Consider the following 7,213-nt stretch of genomic DNA (forward strand, 5'->3'; position numbering starts at 1 on the left):
CGACGTGAGTGGATCCACGGCCGCTTGAGAGGGGAGGGCACCTCACGAGCGTCCGCGTGGGATGCGTGGAACACACGGTGCCGATGCCTCACGCGGACGGTTCGCCTAACGTTCCGCCGCGTGACGGACACCTCCCGCAGCTCCGGGCGCGTCGAACTCGCGCACTTCCTTCGCAGCCGCCGCGAGCGTTTGCTTCCGGAGGACGTGGGACTTCCTTCCGGTTCGCGGCGACGCACGCCGGGCCTTCGCCGCGAGGAACTGGCGCGGCTCGCCGACGTGGGCGTCAGTTGGTACACGTGGCTTGAGCAGGGGAGGGACATCCACGTCTCCGAACCGCTGCTGGAGCGCCTGGTGGTCGCGCTCCGTCTCACGCCGACGGAGCGTCTGCACCTCTTCGCGTTGGCGCACGGCCGGCCCGCGCCCATGCCCGTGCGCTCACCGGAGTCGGTCAGCGACGCGCTTCAACGACTGCTCGATGCGCATCCTTTTCCGGCGCTTGTCTCCACTCGACGGTGGGACATCGTCGCGTGGAACGCGGCGGCGACGGTCCTCTACGCGGACCTGGAACTTCCGGCCTCTTCATTAGAGGAGCGCAACGGCTTGTGGGCGCTGTTCATGAATCCAGAGCGGCGCGCGCGCATGCCTTCGTGGGATGAGGCGGTGCGCCGCGCCGTGGCGGGGTTCCGGATGGACGCCGCGAGGGCCGCGGACCGGTCGGAGTTCGACGCGCTGGCGGAGAAGCTCCAGTCCGCGAGCCCGGAGTTCGCGCGCCTCTGGAGCGAGCACGACGTGGTGGAGACCGCCTCCATGGTGAAGGTGTTCCTCCTTCCGAAGTGGGGGCCCATCGCGTTCGAGAACGTCACGCTCACGTACTCGGAACCCGACGGCCGGGAGCTGCGCGTGTCCTTCTACTCGCCGCGCCCCGGTCCCAACCTGGAGCGCACGCGGAAGTTGTTCCAACCGTCGTCGCCGCCCGGTCCGGACCGGACGTAGCACCCGCGGATCCGAAGGCCGTGCGTCACGGCTTGAAGTGGACGCCGGTCCACGCCTCGCTCGCGGACCACAGCGGGCCGGCCCGCTTCGGATCCACTGCCCAGTCCTTCACGCCGCGCCGGATGGTGGCGTCCGCGGGCGCCATCACGGCGATGTCGACGTTCTCGCAGTAGACGCCGCCCTTGCCCGCGAGCTGGGGGCTGGTCGCGCACCAGACCGTGGTCGCGGCGCCCTGTTCCACTGTCTTCAGCGGTTCGATCTTGTTGGAGTTCTCGACGGAGGCGCGGACCTCCTCCTCGGACATGTGCCGGGCCAGGTCCGTGAGGATGCCGCCGGGGTGGACGGCGAACGCGCGCACTCCGTGGGCCTCGCCGCGCGCATCCAGTCCGACGGCGAAGAGGATGTTCGCGGTCTTCGACTGCCCGTAGGCGACCCACTTGTCGTAGGGGCGCTGCTGGAAGAAGGGGTCCTCGAAGTCGACGCCGGAGAAGAAGTGGCCGCGCGATGACAGGCACACCACGCGCGCGCCGTTCGCCTGCTTCAGCGCGGGCCAGAGCCGGGCGGTGAGCTGGAAGTGGCCCAGGTGGTTGGTGGCGAATTGGGATTCGAAGCCGCGCGCGTCGCGGGTGAGCGGTGAGGCCATGATGCCCGCGTTGTTGATGAGCAGGTGCAGCGGCCGGCCGGACGCGATGAAGCGCGAAGCGAACGCATCGATGGACGCCGGGTCGAAGAGGTCCATGGGCTCCAGCTCCACACGCTCCAATCCAGCGAGCGCGGCGCGCGCCTTGTCGGGAGTCCGCGCGGGGACGATGACGGTGGCACCCGCGGCGTGGAGCGTGCGGGTGGTCTCCAGTCCGATGCCCGCGTAGCCGCCGGTCACGATGGCGACGGTGCCATCCAGCCGGGTGTTGCCGAGCGCCTCGCGTGCAGTGGTGGTCGCGCCGAAGCCGGAGTTCAGGGGCTGCTGTTTCGTGGTCATGGGCACAAGGTGCCGACCCGCGGTCCGCGCGAAAAGAGCGTCAATTCATCCTATGTCTGGCACCACCCGGATGCGGATCCGGGAAGGGGAGGGCGGCACATGGACGCGGTGAAGTTGCGGGTCGCGAGGCCAGCACGGGACCTGGACGCGGTGGTGCGCTTCTACCGGGACGGGTTGGGCTTCGAGGTGCTCGGAGGGTTCGAGGACCACGCGGGGTTCGACGGCGTGATGCTCGGACATGCGGGTGCGCCGTATCACCTGGAGTTCACGGTGGAGCACGGACACGAAGCACCGCGAGCTCCGTCCGAAGACCACCTCCTGGTTTTCTACGTGCCGGACCCGGAGGCGTGGGCGGAGCGGGTCCGATGCATGGAGGCCGCGGGCTTCGCGCCGGTGCGGTCGCGCAATCCGTACTGGGATGCGAACGGAAGGACCTTCGAGGATCCGGACGGCTACCGCGTCGTGCTTCAGCAAGCCGCCTGGTCGCGCTGAACGGTGAAGCGCGGCGGCGCGTGTTCCACGTGGAACGTCTGTGGCCGCGTCGCCCGGATGCGTTCGCGGGTCCCGAGGCTTCGCGTTCCACGTGGAACACGTCATCGAGTTCAGCCGCGTGATGAAGCGAAGTTCGGGACCGTCGCCGTGAATCGCGGCATCGACTCGAGCCACTGGACCTCCATGTGGTGGAGCGCATGGCCAAGGGCTCGGCGCGAAAGCACATGCGGGCCGGACTCCCTGCTCCAGCGTTGGGTGGCTTCCTGTTCCACGTGGAACGTCTGAAGCGGAGTCGCGTGGATGCGTTCGTTGATCATGTGGCTCCGCGTTCCACGTGGAACACGTTCACGGCGAGAGGCGCGAAGCGGAACGCGGACGCACGTGATGCCCACGTTCCACGTGGAACACTCGCGGCTTGAGGGTCCTGCGGATGGGCCCGGCGGTTGATGCGGTTGAGTCCTGGCTGAGCACCACGCGAGGCCGCGTGAAAACCCGTTCATGAAGGACCGAACTCACGTCGTTGTTCGCGCATGGGCATGCAGGTGGACCCGCATCACGCCGCTGCTTCGCACCCAGGCATGCGCATGCACAGGACCTCGCAGTCATGAGCTTCCGCCTGCCATCGGATCCGGTGCGCGACGGGCATCGCTGAAAGGAACGAAGCGATGGAGGCACGGGCTGAGTGGCCGACCGGTGTTCCACGTGGAACACGGCCGACCTCCGGTCCGCGTGTGGAGGCGCTGGCGAACAAGCGTTGAAGCGACACGCGGTTGTTCGTCGTGGCGTTGAACCGTGGCTGTCCTGGAGCGCTTGATGGTGCGAAGGGGAGGGGAGCTGGCGCTCATGCGGCCTCGCATGTTCCACGAGGAACACGCTCCAAGAAGGGGCTCCCCTGGTTGCTCGGACAGCGGTCGTCAGCGTGAGGGGCAGCGCGTCTGATGTGCTGTTGGGGGATGAAGAAGAGACCGCGTGACCGGCTCCACATCAGGCTCGCGGCACGGCGGTTCGCAGGCCTTTGGGTATCGGATCCGGACAAGCATCCATGCGGCGGTTCATGGATGGCGGATGCGAAGCGCGGTGGATGAAAGAGAGCCCCAGGCCGGTTGCTCCTTCCCCAACCACGGTTCGAATCGCGCGTGCTGGAAGTGGTTCAGGCACTTCCCCTTCGCGGCCTCCGTGACGTGTTCCACGTGGAACGTCCCGGCATGGATGCGGCGCTTGAAGTGAGCAACGCGCTCAACAGGCATCAGCGAGTTCATGGCCGATGAAGCAGATGGAGGCGACTGCGTGTTCCACGTGGAACGTCCTGGTGGATCCACTGCCTTGCGGCGCCGTGTTCAGGAACGGTTCGGGACGGGTCTTCATCTGCGTGAGTTCGCGGATGCGTGAGCGTGTTCCACGTGGAACCTCATGGTGGTGGACCGTGCCTTCCGCGACCACGGTCCGCATGAAGCGCTGAAGGCTCTGTCGAAGCGCAGTGGTGGGGTTGGCTTGAGCGTGTTCCACGTGGAACGTGCCGGTGGATCCACTGCCTGGGCATGGTCAGACCGCTACGGCTTCCGGACCGTGCTTCCACCTGACCGTGTTCGCGGATGCGTGAGCGTGTGCCACGTGGAACGTCCAACGTGAGAACCAACGGGGCGGACAGAAGGGCCCACGCAGATGCTGGACTGGTGCTCGCCGCATGCGCGCGAGATGGCGTGAACGTGTTCCACGTGGAACGGGCCATGCGGGCCTGCCGTCTTGATGGGGTGCCGTTGTCCGCGATGGATGCCGGGCCTTTCTCCGCGCAGGTGCTCACGACCGCATGCGCGTGTTCCACGTGGAACAGCGTGGCCTGTGTTGGGCCATGACTCGGAACCGTCGTTGTCCGCGCAAGATGCTGGGCCTTCTTTCGCGCCGCCTGTTCGAAACGGTGTGGCGGGGTTCGCGTGAAGCAGCGACGCTGAACCACGGACTTGGGCTGATGGGATCCACGCTGAATGCCGCGCTTCGCATCGTGTGCTCGCCGCCGCGTGAGCGTGTTCCACGTGGAACCTGCTGGCACGTGTGCGCGGCCTTGGGTTGGCGTGGTCCGCGAAACGCGCGGAGCGTTCTTCCGCATGGCGTGGTCCGTGCGCTCATGCGTGTTCCACGTGGAACGCGCGGCATGGATGCCCGGCCTGTCGTTGGCGTGGTCCGCGAAACGCGGCGGACTGCTCCTCCGCATGGCGATGCTTGCCCTCATGCGTGGTCCACGTGGACCGGCGGCCTTGATGGACGGCCTTCAACTGACGCGGTTCCGAAAAGTCAGACCGCGCTTCCACGTGGCGGTGCTCGCATCGGTGGACGGTTGCTCATGTGAACGGCGCACCTGCGATGCCCTCGCCTGCGTTGGACGGGGTTCGTGGGAAGTGCCCAGACCGCCCGGCCGCATCACGCTGCTCGGGTTTGCTGATGCAGCTACGGAAACGGCTGGCGTGAGCGACTTCGGTTGGCGCGGTTCGCAAAAAAACACAGGGGCGTTCTTTCGCGGCGTGGTGCTCGCAGCGGCATGGCGCGTGTTCCACGTGGAACCGCCGGTGGTCGTGGCTGGGCCCAGCGCATCCACCTGATGGGGGCGTGAACGGGAACCCGGTGACTCGCCACGTGTCATGAGGCGCGGGTTCGCATCGCGTGCCGTGCTCCCCATCAAGCGCGGCTCCGTGGTCCGAAGGCGGTGACGTGCGGCTGGTCCCTGCGATGACGGTTCACGGTCGAAGTCCGTTGGCCGCATCGCCCGTTCGACGCCACGAATCCAGGCATCGCCATCCATGGTCCGCGCGGGTGCCGGAACCGATGATGGAAGCCGTGCCGCGCGGCGGTTCGCTCACCCCATGCGGTGCGCCGCACGAACCGCCAACTCACGACCCGAGGCCGACATGGCGGAGCAGCTGTCGCAGATACGCGTTCCACGTGAAACCACCGGCGCGGCCCACGTGAAGTGGCGGCGGTGGCACCGCGCTCGGCGGTTCGATTCAGCGGAGGTGCTCGGCGGGACTTCGCATCCGGTTGGGCGCCGACCCGGATGCCATCCGGCGTGCACCGCGAACCGTGCGGCGTTCACCCGGTCCCATCCCTCAACGTGGCACGGACGCGCATCCGGTCGGCGCTCCAGGGATCCGCGGAGGTGGCGCTCACGTGGAGGGCCTCGCCCCGGATGGCTGGAACGCCTCGTTCAGCGGCGAGCTTGAGAAGCTCACGCGTCCACGCCGCCCCGAATCTGGAACCCACGACTTGAAGTCGCCGGACCGGTGCGCGGACTCACGCGGCCACCTCGTCCCCAAACCGGCGCGCACCCACCCGCGCCGAACGCGAGCTCGAACCGGACGCCCAAACCCAACGCGCGAACCGCATCGCCGCACCAGCCCGCGCGAAATCCCCGCGCCGCACGGACCCACGAAGCCCAACCCGTTCCACATGAAACGCCGGACCCGCGAACCGCGCGAAGCCTCCACCACGAACTCGCCGCGCGCGACCCCCTGAAAAACCCAACACCCTTCCGCCCCGCACGGAATCGCCGGCCAGAAAGCAGCCGAGCAGGCACGCGCAGCCCCCCTCATCCGCGCGAAATTCCGCCACCCACGGGTCCCCGAGCGAGGGGACGGGCAGGGCTTGAGTCCCACCTTGGATGGGAAATTGATCCATCCTCGAACCCCGTGCTAGCTGCCTGATCAGGCTCCGATTCGCGCGCACGTCCGCGCGAACCGCGGGCGGGGCTCTGGCGTCAGCCGGGGCGAGAGAGGATGGGCCACGTGGGTCGTATCATCTGCATCTCCAACCAGAAGGGCGGCGTGGGTAAGACCACCACCGCCATCAACCTCGCAGCGAGCCTCGCTTCCGCGGAGCGCCGCACCCTGCTGGTGGACATGGACCCCCAGGGCAACGCCGGCAGCGGCCTGGGCCTCAAGCGCGAGAACCTCACCGGCACCGTCTACGACGCGCTCCTCGGCGGCCGCCCCGCAGCCGAGCTCATCCACCCCACCGAGCTGCGCTTCCTCCAGGTCATCCCCGCCACGCCCGACCTCACCGGCGCGGAGGTCGAGCTCGTCAACCAGGAGCGCCGCGAGTTCCGCCTGCGCGAAGCCCTGCTGCCGCTCAAGGACAAGTACGACTACATCATCATCGACTGTCCGCCCTCGCTCGGCCTGCTCACGCTCAACGCACTGGTGACCGCGGACTCCGTCCTCATCCCGCTCCAGTGCGAGTACTACGCGCTCGAGGGCCTGTCCCAGCTCACGCACACCATCGACCTGGTCAAGCAGGGGCTCAACCCCTCGCTGAAGATGGAGGGCATCCTCCTGACCATGTTCGACGCGCGCGCCAACATCGCCCACCAGGTCGTGGACGAGGTGCGCGGCTACTTCAAGGACCAGGTCTTCCAGGCCGTCGTGCCGCGCAACGTGCGCCTGTCCGAGTGCCCGTCCTTCGGCAAGCCCATCATCCTGTACGACATCAAGTCCAAGGGCTGCGAGAGCTACCTGGCCCTGGGCCGCGAGCTGATGCGCCGGGACTCCCCCAAGCCGTCCAAGCGCCGGGTCGCCTGACCGGTCGCCTCCTTGATAGAGCGATGTGAATGGTGGGACCGGGTGCCCGGTTCGCCGTGAAGCACTCAAGGCCCATGCGCGCCGGCCCCACGCCGGCGCGGGAGTTCCCAACCGCCGTGCAGAAGAACGCTGACACCCAGAAGCGCGCCCTGGGCCGGGGCCTGTCCGCCCTCATCCCCCAGGC

4 protein-coding genes are annotated in these 7,213 nt (G+C 67.9%); 3 read left to right on the top strand and 1 reads right to left on the bottom strand.

Annotated features, from left to right (window positions below; genetic code table 11):
* The first annotated feature begins 120 nt into the window (after positions 1-120).
* The gene (locus D7Y11_RS22540; RefSeq protein WP_233607362.1) at positions 121-993 is read left to right on the top strand and encodes a helix-turn-helix transcriptional regulator; all 873 of its coding nucleotides are present in this window, start codon (positions 121-123) and stop codon (positions 991-993) included.
* A gap of 25 nt (positions 994-1,018) precedes the next feature.
* On the opposite strand, the gene D7Y11_RS22545 is transcribed toward D7Y11_RS22540, so the two are convergent.
* Positions 1,019-1,972, bottom strand: a complete 954-nt coding sequence (locus tag D7Y11_RS22545; RefSeq protein WP_126934737.1) for an oxidoreductase — start codon at positions 1,970-1,972, stop codon at positions 1,019-1,021.
* Positions 1,973-2,071: 99 nt separating this feature from the next.
* On the opposite strand from D7Y11_RS22545, the gene D7Y11_RS22550 reads away from it, so the two are divergent.
* Positions 2,072-2,464, top strand: coding sequence for a VOC family protein (locus D7Y11_RS22550; RefSeq protein WP_126934738.1), 393 nt, complete (start codon positions 2,072-2,074; stop codon positions 2,462-2,464).
* A 3,773-nt stretch (positions 2,465-6,237) separates the two neighbouring features.
* On the top strand, positions 6,238-7,029 hold the full coding sequence (locus D7Y11_RS22555) for a ParA family protein (RefSeq protein ID WP_120579480.1): 792 nt from the start codon (positions 6,238-6,240) through the stop codon (positions 7,027-7,029).
* The last annotated feature ends 184 nt before the right edge of the window (positions 7,030-7,213 follow it).

Origin of the sequence: Corallococcus sp. AB018, from assembly GCF_003986945.1 — a bacterium.
GTDB classification, from domain to species: Bacteria; Myxococcota; Myxococcia; order Myxococcales; family Myxococcaceae; genus Corallococcus; species Corallococcus exiguus.